21 protein-coding genes are annotated in these 22,124 nt (G+C 68.4%); 9 read left to right on the top strand and 12 right to left on the bottom strand.

The window, feature by feature from the left end:
* Positions 1–15: 15 nt before the first annotated feature.
* The 5 genes from OG947_RS16195 to OG947_RS16175 are packed head-to-tail and all read right to left on the bottom strand — an operon-like array spanning position 16 to position 5,144.
* Positions 16–774: a MerR family transcriptional regulator gene (locus OG947_RS16195; RefSeq protein WP_307091819.1), complete on the bottom strand. Its 759-nt coding sequence runs from the start codon at positions 772–774 to the stop codon at positions 16–18.
* A 44-nt stretch (positions 775–818) separates the two neighbouring features.
* Positions 819–2,312, bottom strand: coding sequence for a flavin-containing monooxygenase (locus OG947_RS16190; RefSeq protein WP_222632788.1), 1,494 nt, complete (start codon positions 2,310–2,312; stop codon positions 819–821).
* Complete coding sequence (locus OG947_RS16185) at positions 2,309–3,229, bottom strand: ferritin-like domain-containing protein (protein ID WP_328812353.1); 921 nt, start codon at positions 3,227–3,229, stop codon at positions 2,309–2,311. The genes OG947_RS16190 and OG947_RS16185 overlap by 4 nt, the downstream gene beginning before the upstream one ends.
* Before the next feature lie 2 nt (positions 3,230–3,231).
* Positions 3,232–4,101 (bottom strand): SDR family NAD(P)-dependent oxidoreductase, encoded by an 870-nt coding sequence (locus tag OG947_RS16180; RefSeq protein WP_328812352.1) that lies wholly within the window; start codon positions 4,099–4,101, stop codon positions 3,232–3,234.
* Entirely contained in the window at positions 4,101–5,144 is a 1,044-nt protein-coding gene (locus OG947_RS16175) for an alpha/beta hydrolase (protein ID WP_328812350.1), read from the bottom strand. The genes OG947_RS16180 and OG947_RS16175 overlap by 1 nt, the downstream gene beginning before the upstream one ends.
* A 113-nt stretch (positions 5,145–5,257) precedes the next feature.
* Here OG947_RS16175 and OG947_RS16170 point away from each other — a divergent pair, with 113 nt between their 5' ends.
* The 3 genes from OG947_RS16170 to OG947_RS16160 are packed head-to-tail and all read left to right on the top strand — an operon-like array spanning position 5,258 to position 8,487.
* Entirely contained in the window at positions 5,258–6,298 is a 1,041-nt protein-coding gene (locus tag OG947_RS16170; protein ID WP_328812349.1) for a ferredoxin--NADP reductase, read from the top strand.
* A gap of 41 nt (positions 6,299–6,339) precedes the next feature.
* Positions 6,340–6,789 carry an SRPBCC family protein gene (locus OG947_RS16165; protein ID WP_051613146.1) on the top strand — a complete coding sequence of 150 codons (450 nt, stop codon included), beginning with the start codon at positions 6,340–6,342 and terminating at the stop codon, positions 6,787–6,789.
* A gap of 9 nt (positions 6,790–6,798) precedes the next feature.
* Complete coding sequence (locus OG947_RS16160) at positions 6,799–8,487, top strand: alpha/beta hydrolase (RefSeq protein ID WP_328812348.1); 1,689 nt, start codon at positions 6,799–6,801, stop codon at positions 8,485–8,487.
* Here the strand turns inward: OG947_RS16160 and OG947_RS16155 are convergent.
* From OG947_RS16155 to OG947_RS16135, 5 genes are read right to left on the bottom strand one after another with little or no spacing between them, the layout of a single operon-like run.
* Complete coding sequence (locus OG947_RS16155; protein ID WP_328812346.1) at positions 8,449–9,129, bottom strand: DUF998 domain-containing protein; 681 nt, start codon at positions 9,127–9,129, stop codon at positions 8,449–8,451. The two genes, OG947_RS16160 and OG947_RS16155, sit on opposite strands and share 39 nt — an antisense overlap.
* Before the next feature lie 21 nt (positions 9,130–9,150).
* Positions 9,151–10,494 carry a DUF2254 domain-containing protein gene (locus OG947_RS16150; protein WP_328812345.1) on the bottom strand — a complete coding sequence of 448 codons (1,344 nt, stop codon included), beginning with the start codon at positions 10,492–10,494 and terminating at the stop codon, positions 9,151–9,153.
* Between the two features lie 33 nt (positions 10,495–10,527).
* On the bottom strand, positions 10,528–10,929 hold the full coding sequence (locus OG947_RS16145) for a RidA family protein (protein WP_027504901.1): 402 nt from the start codon (positions 10,927–10,929) through the stop codon (positions 10,528–10,530).
* On the bottom strand, positions 10,926–11,690 hold the full coding sequence (locus OG947_RS16140) for an IclR family transcriptional regulator (protein ID WP_328811435.1): 765 nt from the start codon (positions 11,688–11,690) through the stop codon (positions 10,926–10,928). The genes OG947_RS16145 and OG947_RS16140 overlap by 4 nt, the downstream gene beginning before the upstream one ends.
* Entirely contained in the window at positions 11,687–12,703 is a 1,017-nt protein-coding gene (locus OG947_RS16135; protein WP_328811434.1) for a sugar kinase, read from the bottom strand. Before OG947_RS16135 ends, OG947_RS16140 begins: the two co-directional genes overlap by 4 nt.
* 127 nt (positions 12,704–12,830) lie before the next feature.
* Between OG947_RS16135 and OG947_RS16130 the strand changes: the two genes are divergently transcribed.
* From OG947_RS16130 to OG947_RS16105, 6 genes are all read left to right on the top strand, one after another.
* Positions 12,831–14,102, top strand: coding sequence for an alanine racemase (locus tag OG947_RS16130; RefSeq protein WP_027504899.1), 1,272 nt, complete (start codon positions 12,831–12,833; stop codon positions 14,100–14,102).
* A gap of 2 nt (positions 14,103–14,104) precedes the next feature.
* Entirely contained in the window at positions 14,105–15,715 is a 1,611-nt protein-coding gene (locus OG947_RS16125; protein WP_328811433.1) for an N-acyl-D-amino-acid deacylase family protein, read from the top strand.
* Complete coding sequence (locus tag OG947_RS16120; protein WP_056448239.1) at positions 15,712–16,344, top strand: bifunctional 4-hydroxy-2-oxoglutarate aldolase/2-dehydro-3-deoxy-phosphogluconate aldolase; 633 nt, start codon at positions 15,712–15,714, stop codon at positions 16,342–16,344. Before OG947_RS16125 ends, OG947_RS16120 begins: the two co-directional genes overlap by 4 nt.
* 28 nt (positions 16,345–16,372) lie before the next feature.
* The gene (locus OG947_RS16115; RefSeq protein WP_027504896.1) at positions 16,373–17,812 is read left to right on the top strand and encodes a GntP family permease; all 1,440 of its coding nucleotides are present in this window, start codon (positions 16,373–16,375) and stop codon (positions 17,810–17,812) included.
* A gap of 5 nt (positions 17,813–17,817) precedes the next feature.
* Positions 17,818–18,627: an alpha/beta fold hydrolase gene (locus OG947_RS16110; RefSeq protein ID WP_328812344.1), complete on the top strand. Its 810-nt coding sequence runs from the start codon at positions 17,818–17,820 to the stop codon at positions 18,625–18,627.
* Between the two features lie 214 nt (positions 18,628–18,841).
* Positions 18,842–19,090 (top strand): LuxR C-terminal-related transcriptional regulator, encoded by a 249-nt coding sequence (locus tag OG947_RS16105; protein WP_027504894.1) that lies wholly within the window; start codon positions 18,842–18,844, stop codon positions 19,088–19,090.
* Positions 19,091–19,176: 86 nt separating this feature from the next.
* Here OG947_RS16105 and OG947_RS16100 read toward each other — a convergent pair whose 3' ends face one another.
* A complete protein-coding gene (locus OG947_RS16100; protein ID WP_027504893.1) occupies positions 19,177–19,944 on the bottom strand; it encodes a DeoR/GlpR family DNA-binding transcription regulator in 768 nt (255 codons plus the stop codon).
* Positions 19,945–19,953: 9 nt separating this feature from the next.
* Positions 19,954–22,119, bottom strand: a complete 2,166-nt coding sequence (gene pdxA / locus OG947_RS16095) for a 4-hydroxythreonine-4-phosphate dehydrogenase PdxA (protein WP_328812343.1) — start codon at positions 22,117–22,119, stop codon at positions 19,954–19,956.
* Positions 22,120–22,124: the final 5 nt, after the last annotated feature.

Below are 22,124 nucleotides of genomic sequence, written 5' to 3'. Positions count from 1 at the left end.
GTCCGAAAAGCGAGGTCAGGCTGTGTGACGGTCCGAACGAGAGGTGTTGTCGATGGCGACCTCGAGGTACTCGCCGAGTTGCTCCTGCAGGTTGCGGTCGAGTGTGCGGCCGAGCAACGAATGCACGGAATCGACTGCGAGAGTGCGCATGATCTGCAACATCTCGGTGGCCCGGAGGACGTCGTCACCCTCGGGAATCCAACCCTCGCCGTAGCGGTCGACGATGTGACTCTTCACAGTCGAGATCATGTCCTTGGACATTCCGTCGACGGCCGCATGGAGCCGTTCGTGGATGTCCATGACCTCGCGGATCCCGAAGCCGTAGGTCGCGAGGGAGGTGAAGCCCTGCAACAGCTTCGGATCGGTGAACGTGCATCGGTCGCCGTTGATGCGGGCCAGTCCGTACTCCACGAGCCTGGACAGCTGGACGCCGTCGGGGTCGCCGAGCATCTGCCGCGCCTCGTCGACGGAGACCGACTGCACCTCGCCGGTCGTCGACCACGGCTCGGTGAGGGCGCGCTGCAGACCGAGAACCTCGGTGAGGTCCTTGCCGCTCTCCCAGCCATCGATGAAGTCGCTGATGTGTGTGGTCGTGTAGCCGCGCTGGAGCAGGATGTCGATCAGTCGCAGCCGGGCGAGGTGCGAGTCGTCGTAGATGCCGACCCGCCCCCGCTTACGCGGGGGCGGGAGCAGTCCACGCTCACGGTAGGCCCGGACGTTGCGCGAGGTCGTGCCCGCGGCATGAGCCAGTTCGTCGATGCGGTACTCGGTCATCGACTCACTCCTCCACTCGGCCGGACCTCCAGACTAACGCTCGGTCACACCGCGGCGACGACCTCGTCGACCGGTGCCGTCGCTGCCGCCGTCACCGAGTAGTCCGGCAACAGCACCGTCTCGAGCTGCTTGACGTACTGCGTGGCGAAGCCCGGGAACATCGTGGCGTTGAAACCGTCCTCGGTGAGGTACCAGCTCGAGCACCCCGAGTTCCACGTCGTCTTGGTCAGCCGCTGCTGCAGGTCCGCGTTGTACTCGGCCTGCACCGAGGCGCGGACGTCGAGCACGAAGTTCTGGTTCACGGCGGTGGCGATGGCATCGACCAGGTAGTCGATCTGCGCCTCCATGTAGACCAGGGCGGAGCTGTGGCCGGGTCCGGAGTTGGGCCCGAACGTGAAGTACATGTTCGGGTACCCGGACACCGCGATCGACTTGTAGGCGTGCGCTCCCCGGCTCCACTCGTCGGCGAGGACGCGCCCGTCGCGCCCGGTGATGGGGATCGGCGACCCGGTCTTGGAGACGTCGAACCCGGTGGCGAAGACGATCGCGTCGAACTGATGCTCGACTCCCTCGACCGTGCGGATTCCCTTCTCGGAGATCTGTGCGATGGGCCAGGTGACGAGCGTGCAGTTGTCCTTCTGCAGCGCCGGGTAGTACTTGCTGGTCATCAGCAGGCGCTTGCAGCCGGCGCGGAACTCCGGCGTCAGCTGGCGCCGCAGCCACGGATCCGGAACCTGACTGCGTAGGTGCAGCTTCGACACTCCCTCCACCACGCGCGTGAGCGGCGAGTTCCAGACGACCCCGAGGGCGACCGACTCGTGGCCCCAGAACCAGGCCTTGCGCGCGACGCTCTGACTGAAGGGCACGCGGCGGTAGATCTCGCGAGTCAGTCCGCGGGTGCGGAAGTTGGTGCGGGGCAGCACCCACCCCGGCGTGCGCTGGAAGACCTTGACCGACTCGGCGACCTTCACCAGCTCGGGAACGATCTGCACGCCGCTGGCTCCGGTGCCGACGACGGCGACCTTCTTGCCGGCGAAGTCGTAGTCGTGGTCCCACCGGGCGCTGTGGATCTTCGCTCCCGCGAAGGTCTCGACGCCGCGGATCTTGGGCAGGCTGACGTTCGCCAGCGGTCCCGACGCCATCACGACGGTGCGGGCGAGGACGGGTTCCCGGTCCTGGACCGAGATCTCCCAGAGCGACCGGGACTCGTGCCAGGTGACGTCCACGACGGTGTGACCGAACCGGAGGTAGCGGCTCAGCTCGAACTTCTCGACCATCGAGTCGATGTAGCCCAGGATCTCCGCACTCCCGGAGTAGGTGTGCGACCAGTCCGGATTGGGGGCGAAGCTGTACGAGTACAGGCGGGACGGAATGTCGCAGGCTGCACCGGGATACGTGTTGTCACGCCAGGTCCCACCGGCACGTGTGCCGCGTTCGAGGATGGCGATGTCGCGAATCCCCCGTTGCTGAAGCCGGATCGCGGCACCGATGCCGGCAAATCCGCCTCCGATGATGGCGGTGGAGAGAATCTCGGTCATGCGACGGGCTCGTACGTGAGTTCCTTGGACCACGTGGGCTGCGGGCGCAGCAGCCGCTTCGGGTACTTGGCCGTCAGCGTCACCATCGAGTCGGCGAACTTGTGGTACGGGTGGTCGCGGTTGATGACGACGCTCCCGTGCCAGCTGATGAAGCGGTACATCGGCAGACGCTTCGGGAACTCGCTGCGTTCGCCCACCTTCTTGAAGCGCTTCATCGCGGTGTAGAGGCGATCCTCGTCGACACCCATCTCGACGATGTTGTCCCGCATCTTGTTCAGCAGTGGGATGTACCGCAGGGTGCCGATGATGAGCGACGGATGCATCCAGGCGCCGATCGTCTCGACGAGAATGCGGCGCATCTTCGCGTGGCCCAGCAGATCGATGACCTCGAAGTCGACGGCGAGGTGCCGCGACTCGTCGGCGTTGATGCGCTTGAACACTTCCTGGCAGACCGGGTCGTCGATCTCGTCGACGATGAACTTGACCAGCGCACCGTCGAGCGCGACCTCGAGCATCGGGATGACGGTGCCGAGCACGGCGAGCGGCGTCTGATCCGAGTACTTGTCGAGCCAGTCGATGATCAGCTTGACGTTGACGTTCGGCTGCGGGATCTCGTCGTTCTCGAGCATGCCCCACCGACGCATCAGTGCCAGTTCGGCATTCGCGTGCTTCTGCTCCTCCGCGTGGAAGTAACGGTAGATCTCGCGCAGCGTCTCGGTGGGCGCCTTGCGTGCCATCGCGGCGAATCCGCGCGCGCCGACGTTCTCGATCCACATGAGATCGGACAAGAACGGCTTGAGCTTGGCGTGCTGCTCGGGCGGGATCATCTCGGCGCCGGGGGCGTCCCAGTCGATGTCCGCAAGGGACCACTGGCGGTCCTTGATCTTGTCCAGCATGGCGTCGAAGTCGAAGGCCATCGTCATACTCCTGTCGAGGCGGAAACAGTGGGAAGGGACTGTGGGGCGGGCTCGCCGGGGAGCAGGCGGTCGAGCAGCCCTGCTCCGCGGGTGTAGAGGGTGGGGAGGAGCCGTTTCGTCAGCCAGATGGCTTTCGCGTCGAGCTGGGGCACGACGTAGAGGCGGTTCCTGTCGTGCGCGTCGAGCGTGGTGACGGCGATCCGCTCGGGTGAGAAGCCGGTCCATCGCATCAACTTCTGCGCGAGTTCCGTGGAGCGCTCGGTGATGCGACCGTCGACCGCGACGTTGGTCTTGACGAAGGTCGGGCACAGCACGGTCACGTGGACACCCGACCCGGACAGTTCCGCCGCCAGAGTCTCGGACAGCGACATGACGCCCGCCTTGCCGACGTTGTAGGGCCCCATCGTCGGTGCCGCGGCGAATCCCGCGGCCGAAGCCACGTTGATGATGCCGCCGCGACCCGCGGTACGGAGCAGCGGAACGAACGTCTCGCATCCGTGGACCACTCCCCACAGGTTGATGCCGAGCGCCCAGTTCCAGTCCTCGAACCCGATGTCGCCCACTGGCTTGCCACCGATGCCGACGCCGGCGTTGTTGATCACGAGCGTCGGCGCGCCACCGAACTCCAGTTCGGCGAACAGCGCGAGATCCTCGACCTGCGACTGCACGGCGACGTCGCACTGGACGGCGAAGCCGGGGCCGTCGAGCATCCGCACCGTCTCCTCGGCGCGTTCGAGCGAGATGTCCGCGCAGACGACGCGGCCACCGCGGCGGGCGATCTCGAGCGCGAAGGCGCGGCCGATGCCACTGCCGGCGCCGGTGACCACGGCGTCCGCCCCGTGAGTGAGGCGTGGTCTGGATCGAGAGAACATCAGTGTCTCGTCTCTGTTCGATGGAGGGCTGTCAGGGCATGTGCGGCGCGGGCGAGTGCCCGGTCCGCTTCCGGGCTGATGCGCGGCAGAGCCTGGAACACGTGCATCTGGTCGGGCCAGATCTCGAGCGTGCAGGTGCCACCGGCATCGACCACCAGATCGCGCAGGTGCTCGGCGTCGGCGACGAGCATCTCCGCACCGCCGGCCTGAACCACGAAGTGCGGCAGTGCCGTTCCCGCCTCGACCGCGAGTCGTAGGCGCCGCCCGTCGGGATCCTCGCCGCGTGTGTAGAGCGCGGTGAGTGCCCGCGCCGCCGCTGCGGAGATCATCGGGTCGCGACGGATACGCTCCCGGTTCTGCGCGAGGGTGAAGGTCAGATCGATCAACGGCGAGAACAGGAGGACCGCACTCGGCTGCGGAACCGATCGTCGGGCGTTGTCCAGCACCAGGTCCAGCGCGAGGTGACCGCCCGCCGAGTCGCCGGCCACGACGACCGACTCGGGTGCGTGGCCGCTCGACAGCAGCCAGCGGTACGCCCGCTCGACGTCGTCGGCTGCGGCGGGGAAAGGGAACTCCGGGGCGAGTCGGTAGTCGACCACGAAGACCGGACGCTGCGTCGCGCGGGAGAGCCGCGACGCCAGGCCGCGGTGCGTCCGTGCGGAACAGATCGCGTACGCGCTGCCGTGCAGATAGAGGATCGGGCCGGCGGTGTCCACGGAACCGTCCCCACCCTCGACCGGCGTGCGATCCGCCCCACCCTCGACCGGCCTCCGGCCTGCCCCATCTTCGACCGGCCTCCGGCCTGCCCGGGCGTCGACCCACTCCCCGACCACACCGTCCTCGCGCACGGTGCGGACGACCGTGCCGGGTGCGATTCCGCCGCAGGCACGCATGGCCACCTCGACGAGGACGCGGGCGACGCGTTCGCCGCCGCGTCCGAACGGCAGTCGGGACGCGATGGGTCGCAACGTCGACTGCGTGGCTCGGGCCGCGGCGCGGGACCTCAGGGACCCCCGCTCGGGGATCGGACGCGTCGATGTCATGCCGGAAGCGTCACGGATGACTGTGCCATTTGTCAATGGCCTATAGTTCAATGAAACAATCTTCGGTGTAGTCCGGAGTGCCGGACACACCCGGCCGACGAGGGGAAGACATCGTGGCGATCGACTCCGCGGACACCGCCGTCCGCACACTCCGACTGCAGGTCGACGAGGTGATCCGCGAGACGGCGGACGCGGTGACGTTGGTCCTGTCCACTGCCGACGGCGAGGCTCTGCGCTACCGCCCGGGCCAGTTCCTCACGGTCGAAATTCCTCTGAGCGACGGCGGTTCCGCCGCACGGTGCTACTCGTTGTCGAGCAGTCCCGACACCGGCGAGCGCCCCGCGATCTCCGTCAAGCGCACCGCGGGCGGCCTCGGGTCCACCTGGTTGTGCGACACCGCGACGGCAGGATTCGCACTGACGACATTGGCTCCCGCGGGCACCTTCGTTCCCGCGCGATGGGATCGCCCGCTCGTCCTGGTCGCCGCCGGCAGCGGCATCACGCCCGTGATGTCCATCCTGAAGACCGCGTTGGCGTCGCACGACGGACGGGTCGTGTTGTTCTACGCGAACAGAGATCCGGACTCGGTCATGTTCGCCGCCACCCTCGACGATCTGCAGCAGCAGCATCCGGACCGCCTCACGGTGCGGCACTGGCACGAGTCGGCGTCGGGCCTGCCCACTGCCACCGGTCTCACCGACGCCGTCTCCGGCATCGCCGACGCCGACGCGTACCTCTGCGGGCCGGGGCCGTTCATGGAGGTGGCGCAGCAGGGGCTCCTCGCGGCGGGGGTGTCGCCCGAGAACATCCACCGTGAGGTGTTCACGTCGATCACCACCGACCCGTTCCACACCACCCTCGTCGAGACGTCCTCGGCCACGGGCGTTCCCGTGTCCGCGGAGGTCGAGGGCGACGATCACTCGTTCCACTGCGCACCCGACACCGTGCTGCTCGACGCCATGCTCGCCGAGGGAATCGACGCCCCGTTCGTGTGCCGCGAGGGCAACTGCGGCGCCTGCGCGTTCACTCTCGTCAGCGGTGACGTGCACATGCGCGTCAACGACACGCTGGATCAGTACGAGCTCGACCGGGGAGTGCGCCTGGCCTGCCAGTCGGTGCCCGTGTCCGACGCTCTCACCATCCGCATCGACTGACCGACCGAATCCCTGACACCACAGCCGCACCAGGAGACCTCATGCCCGTCATCACCAAGCACGTCGAGATCGCCGCACCGGCGTCGGCGACCTTCGACTATCTGTCCTCGTACGAGAACGTGCCGGACTGGATGTTCGGCGTCACCTCGTTCGTCCCCGTCGGACCGGTGTCGCGCGGCACCGGCGATCGCTTCGACGCCGAGATGAAGCTGGGACCCAAAGCTCTGCACTCCACGGTGGACATCGTCGAGTGGGTCGACGGTTCCGTCATCGCGTTGTCGTCGGTGAAGGGTTTCGAGACCAGTTCTCGCTGGGTGGTCACCCCCGTGGACGACGGACACTGCGTCGCCGACGTCGAGTTCCGCTACGAGTTCCCCGGCGGGTTCACGGGCAAGGCACTCGCGAAGGTGGTCGAACCCTTCATCAACCAGGGGATCTCCGTCACCGATCGGACCCTGCGCTCCCGGTTGGAGTCGCCGCGCAGCACCTAGACTCACCCGGTGACCACGAAGGACCAGCGAGGACGCATCGCCACCGCACTGTGGCGGTGGTGTTCCCGCTTCGAGCCGATCGGCCTCGTCGTCGGACTGGTCTTCTACTGCTGGTCGATGTCCCCGTCGCTTCTCCCCCGACCGTGGTACCTGCAGGCCGTCGCCACGGGCCTCTCGGTCGGATGCGGTCACGGCGTCGGCGTTCTCGTCGTGTGGGGCGTCCGGCGGATGGAGCTCACTCGCGAGTGGCCCGAACGACTGAGGCGGTGGGGCTGGTACGCGATCGGCGCCGCCGCAGTCGTCGTGCTCCCGCTGTTCCTCGTCCTCGGGGCGTGGTGGCAGAACATCTCTCGCGAACTCGTGGGCATCGAACCGAGCCAGTCGTGGGACTACGCCGGAGTCTTCGTCGTCGCCGCGATCGTCGTCGTCCTGGTGATCACGCTGGCTCGTGGGATCCGCCGCGTCACCGACCTTCTCATCGCACTGATCGGTCGTGTTCTCCCGCCGCCCGTCTCGCGCGGTCTCGCCGTCGTCGCCGTCGGTGTGGTGCTGGTGTTCGCCGTCGAGGGGCTCCTTGCCACCGGGATCTCACGCATCTCCAACGGGTCCGCCGCTGCGGCCGACACCGGGAGCGCCGAGGGCGTGGAACCGCCGTCGGCGCCCGAACGGTCGGGCTCGCCCGAGTCGAACGAGGAGTGGGACACCCTGGGCCGCGAGGGGCGCACCTTCGTCGCGGGCGGCCCGACGTCGGACGAGATCGCATCCGTGACGGGACGGCCCGCCCTCACCCCGATCCGGGTCTATGCGGGACGCAAGTCCGTCGACGCCGACGGGCTCGGACTCGGCCGGGACACCGTCGACTCGCTCGCCGACCGACTCGTCGCCGAACTGGACCGAACCGGCGCCTTCGATCGCGAGTACCTGGCGATCGCGACGACCACCGGTCGAGGGTGGGTCAACGCGTCCGTCGCGTCCTCACTCGAGTACCTCGCCGGCGGCGACACGGCGATCGCGGCGGTCCAGTACTCGTACCTGCCCAGTCCGTTGGCGTTCCTCGCCGATCGCGACACCCCGCTCATCGCGGGCCGCGCCGTCTTCGAGGCCGTCTACCAGCGCGTGCAGGACCGTCCCGAGAACGACCGCCCGAAGCTCCTCACGTTCGGTGAATCGCTCGGGTCGTACGGCGGCCAGGACGCCTTCTCCGGAGTGCAGGACATGCTGGCGCGCACGGACGGCGCGCTGTGGGTGGGGACGCCCAACTTCTCCGAGCAGTGGTCGCGTGTCACCGACTCACGGGACCCGGGCAGCCCCGAGATCCTTCCCGTGATCTACGGCGGGCAGAACGTCCGCTTCGCCGCGGAGCCGTCCGATCTCGACGCACCCGGTCTGGTGGACTGGGAGAGCCCGCGCATCGTGTACTGGCAGCACCCCAGCGATCCGATCGTCTGGTGGTCGTTCGACCTGCTGTTCGGCAAGCCGGACTGGCTCCGGGAGCCGCGCGGCGTCGACGTCGACAAGGGGATGACGTGGATCCCTCTGGTCACCTTCTGGCAGGTGACGCTCGACATGGCGCTCGCCGCCGAGGTCCCGGAAGGCCACGGTCACGCCTACGGCGCCGATGCGGCCTCCATGTGGGCGCCCATTCTGGACGTCGACGACTCAGAGCTGGTGGACCGCGTCACCGACGCGATGCGGTGACTCCCTGAGCGCGCTCGCGCGGACCCACCACGCGAGCGAGATCAGCGCGATCACCTCCACGACGACGAGGATCCGTTCGACGTGTCCGAGCGTCACGACGCGGTACCACGGTGTCGAGGTGGTCACGCCGACGAACAGCGCGTACCCGATGGGTGCGATGGCCACGACGGACAGCACTCCCAGCACGAACGTCCGTCGGGCGTGACGTGCCCACTCGCTCGACCGGATCCACGGTGCGGCGAGAGCGATCACTGCCACCGGGATGCTGACGAACGCGACCGCCGCACCCACGCGGTGCACCGCCCCGCCGAGGCCGAGCGTCGCGTCGTTGCTCCAGTCCTGCTTGGGAACCGCGACCACGGCGACGAGTCCTACCGTCCACAGTGTCATCGCCACCGCGGCGACCGACGACGCGCGCAGCAACGACTGCCGGACGGCTGCGATAAGCACGGCGCCGGATCCGAGGGCGAGGAGCAGCACCCCGGCCGTGAACACCCACTGCTGCGCGCCCAGCCCGTACTCGCTGATGGTGCGGCGCAGATGAGCGGGCGACCCGAGCGCGGTGACGACATCGAGGACGACGATCGTCGCGGCGCCGAGCAGGATGGAGAGGAGCCCGAGGAAGGCGAGGCGGGTCTGCACAGGGTCCTTTCGGCGGCGGATCTACGACTCCACTGTGCCTGAAAGCGGACCGGAGCCGGAGTGTGCACGGAGACGCCCACGTGCACGGTCGATCTGGTCGAGGCACGAGGCCCGCCCGGCCGGATCCGTCATCTCTCGTCTGCACGCCTCGTCGAGGAGGTCGAGGTGGTACCGGACGCGGTCGATCGACGCGGTGTCGGTCGCTGCCGCACCGAGCCGCTCGGCCAACCGGATACCGGCAGCGACCACCATGGGGCTCGCCATCGCGTAGACCCGTACCGCGCCGAGCGCGTGGTCGATCAGGTCCACCACGGGCACCCGACGAAGAACGATCCGTACGGTCCCGGCATCGTCGGTCCGGGCACCGCACGGCGGCGGACGGCCGACGAGAGTCACCATCCCGACGGACAGATCGTCGAGAGCGTTGCGCGCCGTGTACGGATCGTTGGTACCCGAGGACAGGGCCCGCACCGCCATCTCGGCCAGCTGCTCGACGGCGAACTCGATGTCGTGCTGCGGAGTCCGCTCGTCGCCGATCTCGACCGCGGACTCGATCTCTCGCAGGTGCGACGCGGAGGCGGATCCGCTCCACCGTCGTGACTCCGCGATGGCGTCTCCCTCGATCACGTGCTCGCCCGGTCTGCAGAGCAGAACCACGACAGCGTCGTCGGCGATGGCCGAGGACAACGCCGCGTCCTCGTCCACGTCGACGACGACTCCGGAACGCGGAGCACGGACCGCGTCGACGTGGTCGGGCAGCGTCACCTCGGCATCCGACGCCGCGTCGGCCGGCGGCTCCGTCGGGTAGAGCTCGTCGACGGCTGCGGAGAGTTCGTCCCGAACCCGCGAGGACAGCGTCGCCACCTGGATCGACTGGGCGATGTGGTGGATGAAGTACACCAGGACACCCACGTCGAGCACCGCGAGGAGCACGGCGACGTTCACCGCGATGTCGGGCACGAAGACGTCGCCGTCCGAGTCGAGCGACCGGATCGAGCGCAGCACCATCAGTGCGTAGAGGAAGGTCGCTCCGAAGATGCCGAGCACCACCTGGTTCCCGCGGTCCGCCATGAAGTTCCGCACCAGTCGCGGGCCGTAGGTCGAACTGGCCGTCGCGAGCACCGAGATGGTGATGGAGAAGGACGTCGCCGCCACCCCGAGCATCGACCCGCCGATGGCGCCGAGGATGTCCCGGCTGCCACTCGCGCCCACGTGATAGAGCAGCGACCCGCCGATCCCGATGCCCCGATCGAGAAGCCACCGATCCAGGGCGACCAGGAGTTGAGCGAGGACGACGGCGACGACGCCCAGGACCGCAGGAACGAACCAGAACGTGCCCTGCAGCCGTACCCACCGTCGTCTCATGGGTTCATGGTGCCCTGACGGTGGGTCGACGTGTCAGACCACCGCGATCGCGTCGATCTCGACGAGCATCTCCTCGCGCGGGAGTCCCGTGAAGACCGTTGTGCGACTGGGCAGGACGTCACCCTTCGTGTGTTCGAGGACGAATGCGCCGTACGCCTCGTTCATGACGGCGAAGTCCTCACGCTTCGTCAGGTACACCCGCAGCATCACGACGTCGTCGAAAGTCGCACCACTCGCCTCGACGATGGCCTTGACGTTGGTCAGCGTTCGCGTGGTCTGCGCCGCGACGTCGCCGGGGTACAGGTACTCGTTGGTCGCCGGGTCGACGGGTCCCTGCCCGGACACCTGGACGAACGGGCCCTTGCGCACCCCCTGCGAGAAGGTGTGGGCGGGTGCAGGCGCGTCGGTCGTGAGGACGGCGATCTTGTCGGTCATGCGGGTTCCTTCGTCGGGGTCGGACTCCAGCCGAGTTCGGCGGAGATGGTCTCGGCCACCGCGCGCACCTGCGGCAGGGTGCCGAGGACGCGGGCGTGGTCCAGCAGCATGTCGGGCACGGACATCGACACCGCGGCGACGATCGAGCCGGTTCCGTCGCGCACCGGCACGCCGATGCAGTTGACGAACGACTCGTGTTCCTCGTGGTCCTCGGCGTATCCCTGACGGGTCACCAGGGCCAGTTCCTCGAGGTAGCGCTCGGGCGTGTCGATGGTGCGGTCGGTGAAGCGGGTGTACTCGATGCGATGGGCGACGCGGACCTGCTCGTCCGCAGGCAGCCCGGAGATCAGGATCTTTCCGACGGCGGTGCAGTGCAACGGGGCCGGGCGTCCGACACGGGAGTACATCCGCACGCTCTGGGTGGCGTCGAACTTGTCGATGTAGACGGCCTCCCCCGACTCGTAGGTGGCGAGGTGGATCGTCTGCTTGGTCTCCGCGTTCAGTGTCGCGAGGTACGGCCGCGCCAACGTCCGGATGTCGCGCTGCTCCAACGACCGATTGGACAGTTCGAAGAGCGTCGACCCCAGGCGATACCGGTGTTCGTGGTCGTGCTGGACGAACCGCTCCGCCTCCATCGCCCGCAGCAGTCGCAGGACCGTGGTCTTGTGCACGTCGAGGTGGGCAGCCAACTCGTCCAGTGATCGCGGACCGTCGGCCAGCACCCGAAGCAGGGTGAGCGCGCGGGACACACTCTGACTCATACGGCGATTCCCCTCTCGGCGTCGTAGTCGATGGTCGACCACTTCTCGTCCGAGGATGTCACCAGTGCGTCGAGACGGTGCAGCGGAAGCAGATGGGCCGCGTCGCCGTGCGCGGTGAGAGCGCCGGCCGCGCACAGGTGCCCCAGCCTGATCGCACGCTGCTGATCGTCGCCGCGGAGGACACCGGCCAGGTAGCCACCGGCGAACGCGTCTCCCGCACCGATCTTCTCGACCACCGACAACCGCAGGGCCGGGACGTCGACACGCTCGGCGCCGTCGAATCCCACGACCACGTGGGCGTCGTTCTTGATCACCAGGCGGCGCGGCTCGGGGAACAGGCCACGCAGCGCATCGGGGTCTCCGGTGCCGAACACCGCGTGCGCTTCGTCGGCGCCCATCAGCACGATGTCACTGCGTCGGACCTGTTCTCCGAGAACCACATCGGCACTCTCGGCGGTCCAGAGTCGGGGACGGTGATTGAGGTCGAAACTCAGCAGACCGGGCGACGATGCCAGTGCGGACGCAGCGTCGCGCGCGGTGTCCGACAGGGCGAGCGTGATGCCGCTGACGTGGACGAGGTCGGCAGCCGTGAGCACCGGTGTCGCCCCGACGATGTCGTCGACACACAGCGCACTGGCGGCGGAACCGCTGCGGAAGTAGGTCATTCGGCTCTCCCCGGCGGGTAGATCCGACGCGTGACCGCTGCCCGAACCACGCTCCTTGACGTACATCCCGGTGGTGCGGGTCTGGTCGACGATCACCGCCGACGTGTCCACCCCACTCGCGCGCATCGTTTCCATCAGGTAGCGGCCGAAGCCGTCGTCACCGACGCGCGAGAGCCAGGACGCCTCGACGTCCAACTGGGCGAGGACCCGCGCGACGTTGGCCTCGGCTCCCCCGGCCGACCGCTCGAACGTGTCCGAGTGCTCGAGGGGGCCGGGCTGCGCGACCATGACGACGAGTCCCTCACCGACACACACCACCCGTGGAGTCGCCGCGCCGGGTGATCTCACATCAATTCCCTTCGATGTCTTGCGAGTTGTCCCTGTTCGTTGCAGACTAACGACACCGAACACAGTTTGCAATCAGCGTTGCAACATACGCAACGCTACAGCGCCGTATCCGGCGCAGGAGGATTCGATGATCGACAAGGCCGCCGTCGAGGCGCTGCACGACCGCACTCTCGGCCCCGAGTACAAGTCCGTCCCACCCGCCGCGTGGGGCCTCACCGTGCGCGACTACCTGGCGACGGCGCCCACTCTCGCCGAGTTCGCGACCCCTGTCGTCACGCTGGATCGCCGCCACCTCACGTCGAACATCGATGTGATGGCGCGGTGGGCCGATGCGGCCGGCATGCGTCTGGCACCGCACGGCAAGACCACGATGGCGCCGCAGCTGTGGGCCGAGCAGCTCGAGGCGGGCAGTTGGGGAATCACCCTCGCCACCGGGTGGCAGGTGCAGCTCGCTCGCGCGTTCGGCGTGCAGCGCATCCTTCTCGCCAATGCCCTGATCGACCCGGTGACGCTCCGTTGGATCTCGGCGGACCTCGACGCCCACGACGACGTCGAGTTCGTCTGCTGGGCAGACAGTGTCGACACCGTGGCACGCATGACGGAGATCCTGGGCGCCGTGACACGACCGATCCCGGTGATCGTCGAACTCGGTGGGCCGCACGGCCGCACCGGGGCACGCAGTGTGGACGAGGCGCGACGCGTCGCGGCCGCGATCTCCTCGTCGCCGTCGGTGACCCTCGCGGGCGTGGGCGGATACGAGGGCGCGCTGGCCCACGACCGCACACCCGCCGGTCTGGACGCCGTACGCGCCTACCTCGACGAGGTCGCCGCCCTGCACGCCGGTCTCGCCGCCGACGGCCTGTACGAGGGACGGGCGATCGTCACCGCGGGCGGGAGCGCCTACCAGGACCTGGTGGTCGAGCGGCTCTCGTCGGTCGTCGACGAGCACACAGCCGTCGTGCTGCGCTCGGGCGCCTACGTGGTGCACGACGACGGCTTCTACGCCGACATCTCCCCGCTCATCGCCTCCCGCGTCGGCGAGGAGCACCTGTCCTCCGCGATGCACGGCTGGGCGCGGGTGGTGTCGCGTCCGGAACCCGAACTCGCACTGCTCGATGCGGGCAAGCGTGACTTCCCGTTCGACGAGGGGCTGCCGACACCGCAGCGCATCGGCGGCCGGGACGCGGAAGCGGGGCACCATATCTCGGCGCTCAACGATCAGCACGCCTTCCTCCGGACGCCGGGCACGGCCCGCGACGACGTTCCCGTCGGGACGGTCGCACGGCTCGGCCTGTCGCATCCCTGCACGGCGTTCGACAAGTGGCGTCTGCTTCCGGTCGTCGACGACGCCGACGCGGCGAACCCGCGCATCGTCGACCTGATCCACACCTTCTTCTGATCATGGCGGACATCCTCATTCGCGGCGGTGACGTCGTCGACGGCACCGGGTCCGACCGAGTCCGCGCCGACGTTCTCGTCGACGACGGACGCATCACGCGGGTCGCGGCACCGGGCACCGTCGCCGACGCGCGGATCGTCGTCGACGTGCCTCGGGGCCACGTCGTCGCACCGGGTTTCATCGACATGCACGCCCACTCCGACCTCGGACTGCTGACCGCGCCCGGACACGTTCCGAAGATCACCCAGGGCGTCACCACCGAGGTGCTGGGTCAGGACGGGCTCTCCTACGCACCCGTCACCGACGAGACGCTCGCGGTCATCCGCCGTCAGATCTCCGGATGGAACGGCAATCCCACCGATCTCGACATCACGTGGCGCTCGGTCGCCGAGTATCTGGACCGGCTCGACCGGGGCATCACCCCCAACGCCGCGTACCTGGTGCCGCAGGGAACGTTGCGCTATCTGGCCGTCGGACCGGATCAGCGTCCCGCCACCGCTGCCGAGATCGAGCACATGCGAGAGCTGTTGGCACAAGGCATGTCCGAGGGCGCCGTCGGCATGTCGAGCGGACTGACCTACACGCCCGGGATGTACGCCGACACGGGCGAACTGCGTGCGCTGTGCGAGGTCGTCGCCGAGTTCGGCGGCTTCTACGCTCCGCACACTCGCTCCTACGGCAAGAACGCTCTCGGCGCGTATCGGGAGATGATCGACCTCTCCCGTGAGACCGGCTGCGCTCTGCACCTGACCCACGCCACCATGAACTTCGGCGAGAACAAGGGCCGTGCCGGCGAGTTCCTCGACATGGTCGACGCCGCGATCGACGACGGGTGCGACATCACGCTCGACACCTATCCCTACCTGCCCGGCGCCACCACCCTGTCCGCGCTGCTGCCCAGCTGGGCGATGTCCGGCGGACCCGACGCGGCGCTGGGCCGTCTCGACGATCCAGACGTGCGGCGCCGCATCACCGACGACGTGAATCGCTACGGCTCGGACGGATGCCACGGCGTCACCGTGGAATGGGAGACGATCCAGCTCAGCGGCGTCGCGAACGCGGATCTCGACCCCTACGTCGGGAAGACCGTCCTCGAGATCGCGACCGAGGAGGACCGCGCTCCCGTCGACGTGTTCTTCGACGTGCTCCAGCGGGATGCGTTGAGCACCACCATCCTGCAGCACGTCGGGCACGAGGAGAACGTGCGCGCCATCATGGTGCATCCCCATCACATGGGCGGCAGCGACGCGATCCTGGTGGGCGAGCGTCCGCACCCGCGGGCCTGGGGCACGTTCCCGCGCTACCTCGGCCATTACGTGCGGGACGAGGGCCTGATGTCTCTGGAGGACTGCGTCCATCACCTCACGGGACGGCCCGGTGCACGACTCGGTCTCGTCGACCGTGGCCTCGTCCGCGAGGGCCACGCGGCGGATCTCGTGGTCTTCGATCCGGCCACCGTCCGGGACACCGCCACCTTCGACCACCCCAAGCAGCAGGCCGTCGGGATCGCGCACGTTCTCGTCAACGGCTCCTTTGCCGTGCGCGACGGCGTCCCCACCGGAACACTCGCCGGCCGCTCCCTCCGCCGCACCTCTCACGGAAGAACCTCATGACGACCCGTTTCGATGATGCACTTGCGACGATTCTCGAGGACCGCGCGCTGGTGGTGGTCCGCGCCCCGTCCATTCCCGACCCCGCCGCGTTGGCCGACGCCCTCGTCGCCGGCGGACTGCGCGCCGTCGAGCTGACCTTCACCACACCGAACGTGCTGGACTGCCTGCGCGCCGCGTCGTCGTCCGGTGCCGTGATGGGTGCGGGCACCGTGATGACGGGTGATCAGGCGCGCGCCGCCATCGACGCGGGTGCACGCTTCCTCGTCACTCCCGGACTGCGTCCCGACGTCGCCGCGGTGGCGCACGAACGGGACGTGCCCGTCATGATGGGCGCGCTCACGCCCACCGAGATCATGGCGGCGCTCGATCTGGGTGCTGCCGCGGTGAAGGTGTTCCCCGCGAAGCTGTTCGGCCCCAGCTACTTCGGTGATCTTCGCGGACCGTTCCCCGACGTCCCCCTCGTTCCGTCCGGCGGCGTCAATGCCGACAATGCCGCCGACTACCTCGCCCGCGGCGCCGTCGCCGTCACCGCGGGCACCGACGTCGTTCCACCGGCCGCGGTCGCGGCGGGACTCTGGGACGACATCACCGCCCGCGCCACCTCGTTCGTCCACTCACTCTCCCGCTGACTCTCCACATACTTCGAAAGGCAACCTCATGGGTTCCGTCGTCGACTGGTTGAGGACGTCCACTCCCGGACTCCTCGTTCTGTGCGGTATCGCGATCGCGGTCCTGCTCGTCGTCATCATCAAGGTCAAGCTCGAACCGTTCATCGCCCTCCTCATCGTCGGCCTGGGACTCGCGGTCGCAGCTGGACTCCCGGTGTCGCAGATCGTGGGTACCGCCATCAAGAGCGGCGACTCGATTCTCGAGACGGGCTTCGGCGGCATCCTCGGCCACATCGCCGTCATCATCGGACTGGGCACCGTTCTCGGCGCCATCCTCGAGAGGTCCGGTGGTGCGCAGGCACTCACCGCCAAGCTCCTCGGCGTCTTCGGTGATCGCGGCGCACCCATCGCGATGGGTCTGCTCGGCCTCATCTTCGGCATCCCCGTCTTCTTCGACATCGGCATCTTCGTTCTCGCCCCGCTCGTCTACGTCGCGGCGCGACAAGGCGGAAAGTCGTTGGTGTTGTATGCACTTCCGATGCTCGCGGGCCTGTCGATGACGCACGCGTTCCTGCCTCCGCACCCCGGCCCCGTCGCTCTGGGCGGCCTGCTCGAGGTCAACCTGGGCTGGCTGATTCTCATGGGCTTCATCTGCGGCATCCCCGGTTTCATCGCGGCAGGTCTCGTGTGGGGCAGCTACATCGGCAAGCGCATCATCGTCGAGGTGCCCGAGGACTTCGTCAACGATGCCGACGACGACGGACCGCACACGTCGGGTGGCACCGCCGTCGAGACGAAGCGTCCCGTGGTCACCACTCCCCCGTCCGTCGCGACCATCGGCGCCATCATCGCGGTGCCCCTGGTGCTCATCCTCGGCGCCACGTTCGGCACCATTCTGCTCGACGAGGGCAACCTGCTCCAGGTCCTCACGTTCTTCGGCACCCCCGCGGTCGCTCTGCTCATCGCGGTGCTCATCGCGTTCTACGTCCTGGGCATCCGCCGCGGTTCGACGGTGCAGGAGTTGTCCACTCTCACCGGCGAATCGCTCCGCCCGGTCGGCATGCTGCTCCTCGTCGTCGGGGCCGGCGCGTTCTTCGGCAAGGTCATCTCGGCCACCGGCATCGGCACCGCACTCGCGGACACCATGTCCGCGGCGGGACTGCCGATCATCGTGCTCGCCTACATCATCAGTTGCGCTTTGCGCATCGCGCAGGGGTCGGCCACCGTCGCCATCGTCACGACCGGTGGCATCGTCGGACCGCTCGTCGCGGCGCAGGACTACTCGCAGATGTCGGTCGCGCTCATCGCCATGGCCATCGCTGCCGGCTCCATCATCCTGAGCCACGTCAACGACGGCGGGTTCTGGATCATCGCCAAGTTCTTCAACCTCACCGTCAAGCAGACGCTGCAGACGTGGACCGTGTTGGAGACCGTGCTGTCGGTCGTCAGCTTCGCCGTGGCAGGGGTGTTGTTCGCGATCGTAAGCTGACGATCATGCACACCTTCGTGACGGACGACGACGTGACCCTGAGCTACCTCGACGAGGGCAGCGGTCCCGTCGTCGTCCTGGTGGCCGGGTTCGGCGCTCCGGCGACCACGTGGGTGTTCCAACAGGATGCGCTCGTGCGGGCCGGGTATCGCGTGCTCGCGCTCGACCGGCGCGGCCACGGCGACTCCGAGGCACCCGATCACGGCGCCACCATGGCGCGGCACGGCCGGGACCTCGACAACTTCCTCACCGCGGTGGGCGTCGAGACTGCCGTGCTGATGGGTGGCTCCATGGGCGCGAGCACCGTCTGGTCCTACATCCGTACGACCGGGACGTCGAGGGTCCGCGGTGTCGTCTCGGTCGATCAGACGCCGAAGATGATCAACGACGCCTCGTGGCCGCACGGCTTCTACGGTCTGACCGACGCCACCGTCGACGGGTTCTTCGCGAAGGGCATTCCCGCCACGGGACACGGACCCTCGACATTCGCCTCGCTCCTCCCCGTCGCGAAACTGATTCTGCGCCTGCGGTCGATGCCCAGAATGGTGTCGTCCGAGACACCGCCCATGAGAGCACTTCTCGACGACCACGCCCGCCAGGACTGGCGCGCGGACATCCGGGCCGCGGACGTACCGATCCTCATGATCGCGGGACGGAACAGTCAGTTCTGGCCCTCGGATCACGCAGTGGTCACCGCGCGCGACACCGCGCAGGGTCAGGTCGCGCTGATCGACAGCGGCCACGCCGCGAACATGGACCGTCCACGTGAGGTGAACGAGGCCGTGCTGACCTTCCTGCGCGGCATCGGGTACTGACTGTCGTCTGCGCGACGGACAGTGGAGATGCCCGTCGTCTGATTGCATGGACCGGTCACAGTCCGCAGATGGTGAGCTCTGCGAAGCATGCCCCCGACGTCGGGGTCCCCCGAAGTCGTGGCTACCGAGCTGCCCGGAACAAAACGTACGGTCCTCCCAGAACAGCAGCGCAGCGCTGCTGCGCCGAGCAGGGGGACCGATACAGATGCAGGCAATGATGACCGACGACGACATCGTGAGACCGGCCCTCAGCGTGCGGGAGGTGGAGGTCCTGCGGGCGTGGATCATCAGCGACTCGAAGGGCACCGTCGCACGGTCGCTCTTCATCTCCCCCGCCACGGTCAACACCCACATCGCGCGCATTCGCGAGAAGTACGAGGCGGTAGGCCGCTCCGCCGGGTCCAAGGCCTCGCTGGTCGCCCGAGCACTGCAGGACGGTCACGTGGGGTTGGACGAGCTGTAGGTCGCCTGGCGTTTTCGCTCCGCTCACGCCACCTACCGGCGGGATCCCGCGCGACAGGGCGCCGAGAGGAGCAGAAACTCCACCGCTCAGACCACGACGATCGTGACCCCGGCGTCGCGGAAGGGCTGCACCTGTTCCTCGGTCGCGCCGGCATCCGTCACCAGGGTGACGCCCTCGGGGAGGGGTGCCCAGGCGTGGAACGGGCGCTGCCCCAGCTTCGCCGCGTGCGCGAGCACGTAGACCGTGCCGGCGCGTTCGATCATCAACTCCTTGAGCCGCGTCTGCTCCAGCTCGGCCTCGCAGATGCCGCGGTCGGCGGTGACCGCGTCCGCACCGAGGAAGGCGCGGTCGAAGGACACCCGTGCCAACGACGCCTCGGCGAGCGGCCCGACGAAACCCTGCGACAGGTGACGCAACGTACCGCCCAGGCACTCGACGCGGACGTCGTCGGCATCCGCCAGCGCCTCGAGCGCAGTGAGACCCGCGGCGATGACCGTGAGGCCCGTCGAGTCACGGAGGTACTCCCCCATGGCACCGACGGTGGTGCCGGCGTCGAGAAGCACCGTCTCGCCCGGGCGCACCTCTCCCGCAGCCCACTTCGCGATCGAACGCTTGGCGTCGAAGCCCTCGACCGCACGCTGTCGCAGCGACGACTCGGGGTGTGGGTCGAGCGCGATCGCGCCACCGTAGGTGCGCGCGAGAAGCCCCTCGGCGGTCAGCTGCGACAGATCCCGACGAATGGTCGAGGCTGTCACGCCGAACTGCACGGACAGGTCCTCCACACTCGCCAGACCACTCGTCTTGGCCAGGCGGACGATCTCCGCGCGCCGCGCCTGTGACTCCCTGAGCGCCATACCCGAAACCTAGCCGACGTCGGCGGTGCTGGTCGCCAGTTCGGCGGCCTGTCGCAGGGCTTCCACCATGCTGCCGGCCTCGGCGATGCCCTTGCCCGCGATGTCGAACGCGGTGCCGTGATCCACGGAGGTACGGATGACGGGGAGTCCCACGGTGATGTTCACGCCGGCCTCGATGCCGAGAACCTTGACCGGTCCGTGGCCCTGGTCGTGGTACATAGCGACGATGAGGTCGTAGTCACCGCGACCCGCGAGGAAGAAGGCGGTGTCGGCGGGCAGCGGTCCGACGGCGTCGATTCCGTCGGCCTGCAGCTTCTCGACGGCCGGGACGATCTTCTGATCCTCCTCGCCGTACCCGAACAGGCCGTTCTCGCCGGCATGCGGGTTGATACCGCACAGGCCGATCTTCGGGTTGCTGTTCCCCGATCGCACCAGTGCCTCGTACCCACGGCGGACGGTGCGCTCGACGAGACCCGGCTCGATCTTCGCGACGGCGTCGAGCAGTCCGATGTGGGTGGTCACGTGGATGACCTTGAGCTTGGGCGTCGAGAGCATCATCGACACCTCCTCGGTACCGGTGAGGTGCGCGAGCAGCTCGGTGTGACCGGGGAAGATGTGCCCGGCGGCGTGCAGCGCCTCCTTGTTGAGCGGCGCGGTGCAAATCGCCTGGACGTCACCGGCGACGGCCAGTTCGGCTGCGACACGGATGTATTCGTAGGCAGCATGTCCCGCCACTGCGGACAGCTCGCCCCAGGCCAGATCCGCGGGCAGCAACCCGAGGTCGATGACGTTGATGCGCCCGCTGGTGAACTCGGCATCAGCGATGCGCTCGATCGAGACGATGTCGCACTGCACACCCAGCACGTCGGCCGCGAGTCGCAGACGCGCCGCGTCACCGATGACGACGGGCTTGCACCACCCCGCCACCTTGGCGTCGAGCACGGCGGGGACGATGACCTCGGGGCCGATGCCCGCGCCGTCGCCCATCGTCAGGGCCACGACGGGCAGGTCGAGGGTCGAGAGATCGGTCGATGTCATGGCTGTGTCCTTCGGTCGGAGCGTGGTGTCCGGCGAGCCGCCGGTGAGGTAGGAGTGGATGGCGGACAGGCTGTCTCGGTCTCCGAAACTGCCCGGCCGCGTGGCGACGCGTCGGCCCCGCGGGTCGACGGACACGACAGCGCCGTAGTGCACGTGCCCGAGCGGCCGCAGGGTGTCGATGCCGAGCGCGGTGATGACGGCCCGTGCCGTCTCACCGCCGGTGAGCGCGAGGTCGACCGACAGTCCGTCGGTGCCCGCGCGGACGTACTCGGCCAGGGCGACGGACAGGTCACGGGTACGCGCGACGTCCACGGACCCGGTCACGGTGAGCGCGACCGAGCCGTCACGCAGGGCGGAGGAGAGCTCCCGTGCGTCGGCGAGGCCGGCAAGCACGTCACCCGCGTCCACGGTGAGCAGCCGCACCCCGTCCTCGGCGAGACGACGAACCTGCTCGACGGCGACCGAGGAGGCGGTGCCCACGACGACGAGGACGGGATCGCCTGTACGCGAGACGGAGTGAGGCGTCGCAGTACCACCGAGACCCCGGGCGACAGCCGCGGCGAGCGCCGAGGTGCCCACCAGGGTCACCTCGGGGCGGTCGGCCACTGCCGCCACCACCGCGTCGAGATCAGCGTCGGACTCGATGTCGCACACGACGACCCCGGTCGCGACCGAGAGAGCGTCGATGGTGACGAGCGGAGCATCGAGCATGAGCGGCAACGACTCCGGCGGCGCCTCGGATTCGGCATGCCAGAGATCGGTATCGGCGAGCGGACGACCGTCGACGTGGAGCACGCCGCCGCGCACGACGCGGTCCAGCAGCGGGAGGCCGCCGGCGACTATCACCGGCCCGCGGGCCGACAACGCGCGCACCGTGGCGGCGACGTTCCCGCGCAGAAGCGAGTCGATCTTCGCGAGCACGCGTGCGCCTGCGGGTACGGAACGCAGTGCAGAGGACACCAACGATTGCGCATGCTCGGCCGCCAGCGCTCGGGTATCGAGGTCCACGACAGACACTGTGGCGGAACCGATCACGGCATCAAGGGTCAGAGACACATCGGACGTGCGGTCGAGGAACACCCCGGCGACCTCCGCGGCGCCCGAGAGGTCGTCGGCCAGTACGACGAGTGAGGTCATCCTCG

This window comes from Rhodococcus sp. NBC_00297, from assembly GCF_036173065.1.
Lineage (GTDB): Bacteria > Actinomycetota > Actinomycetes > Mycobacteriales > Mycobacteriaceae > Rhodococcoides.
The sequence above is the reverse complement of the archived record's forward strand: the minus strand, read 5'-3'. Positions and strand labels throughout refer to the sequence as shown.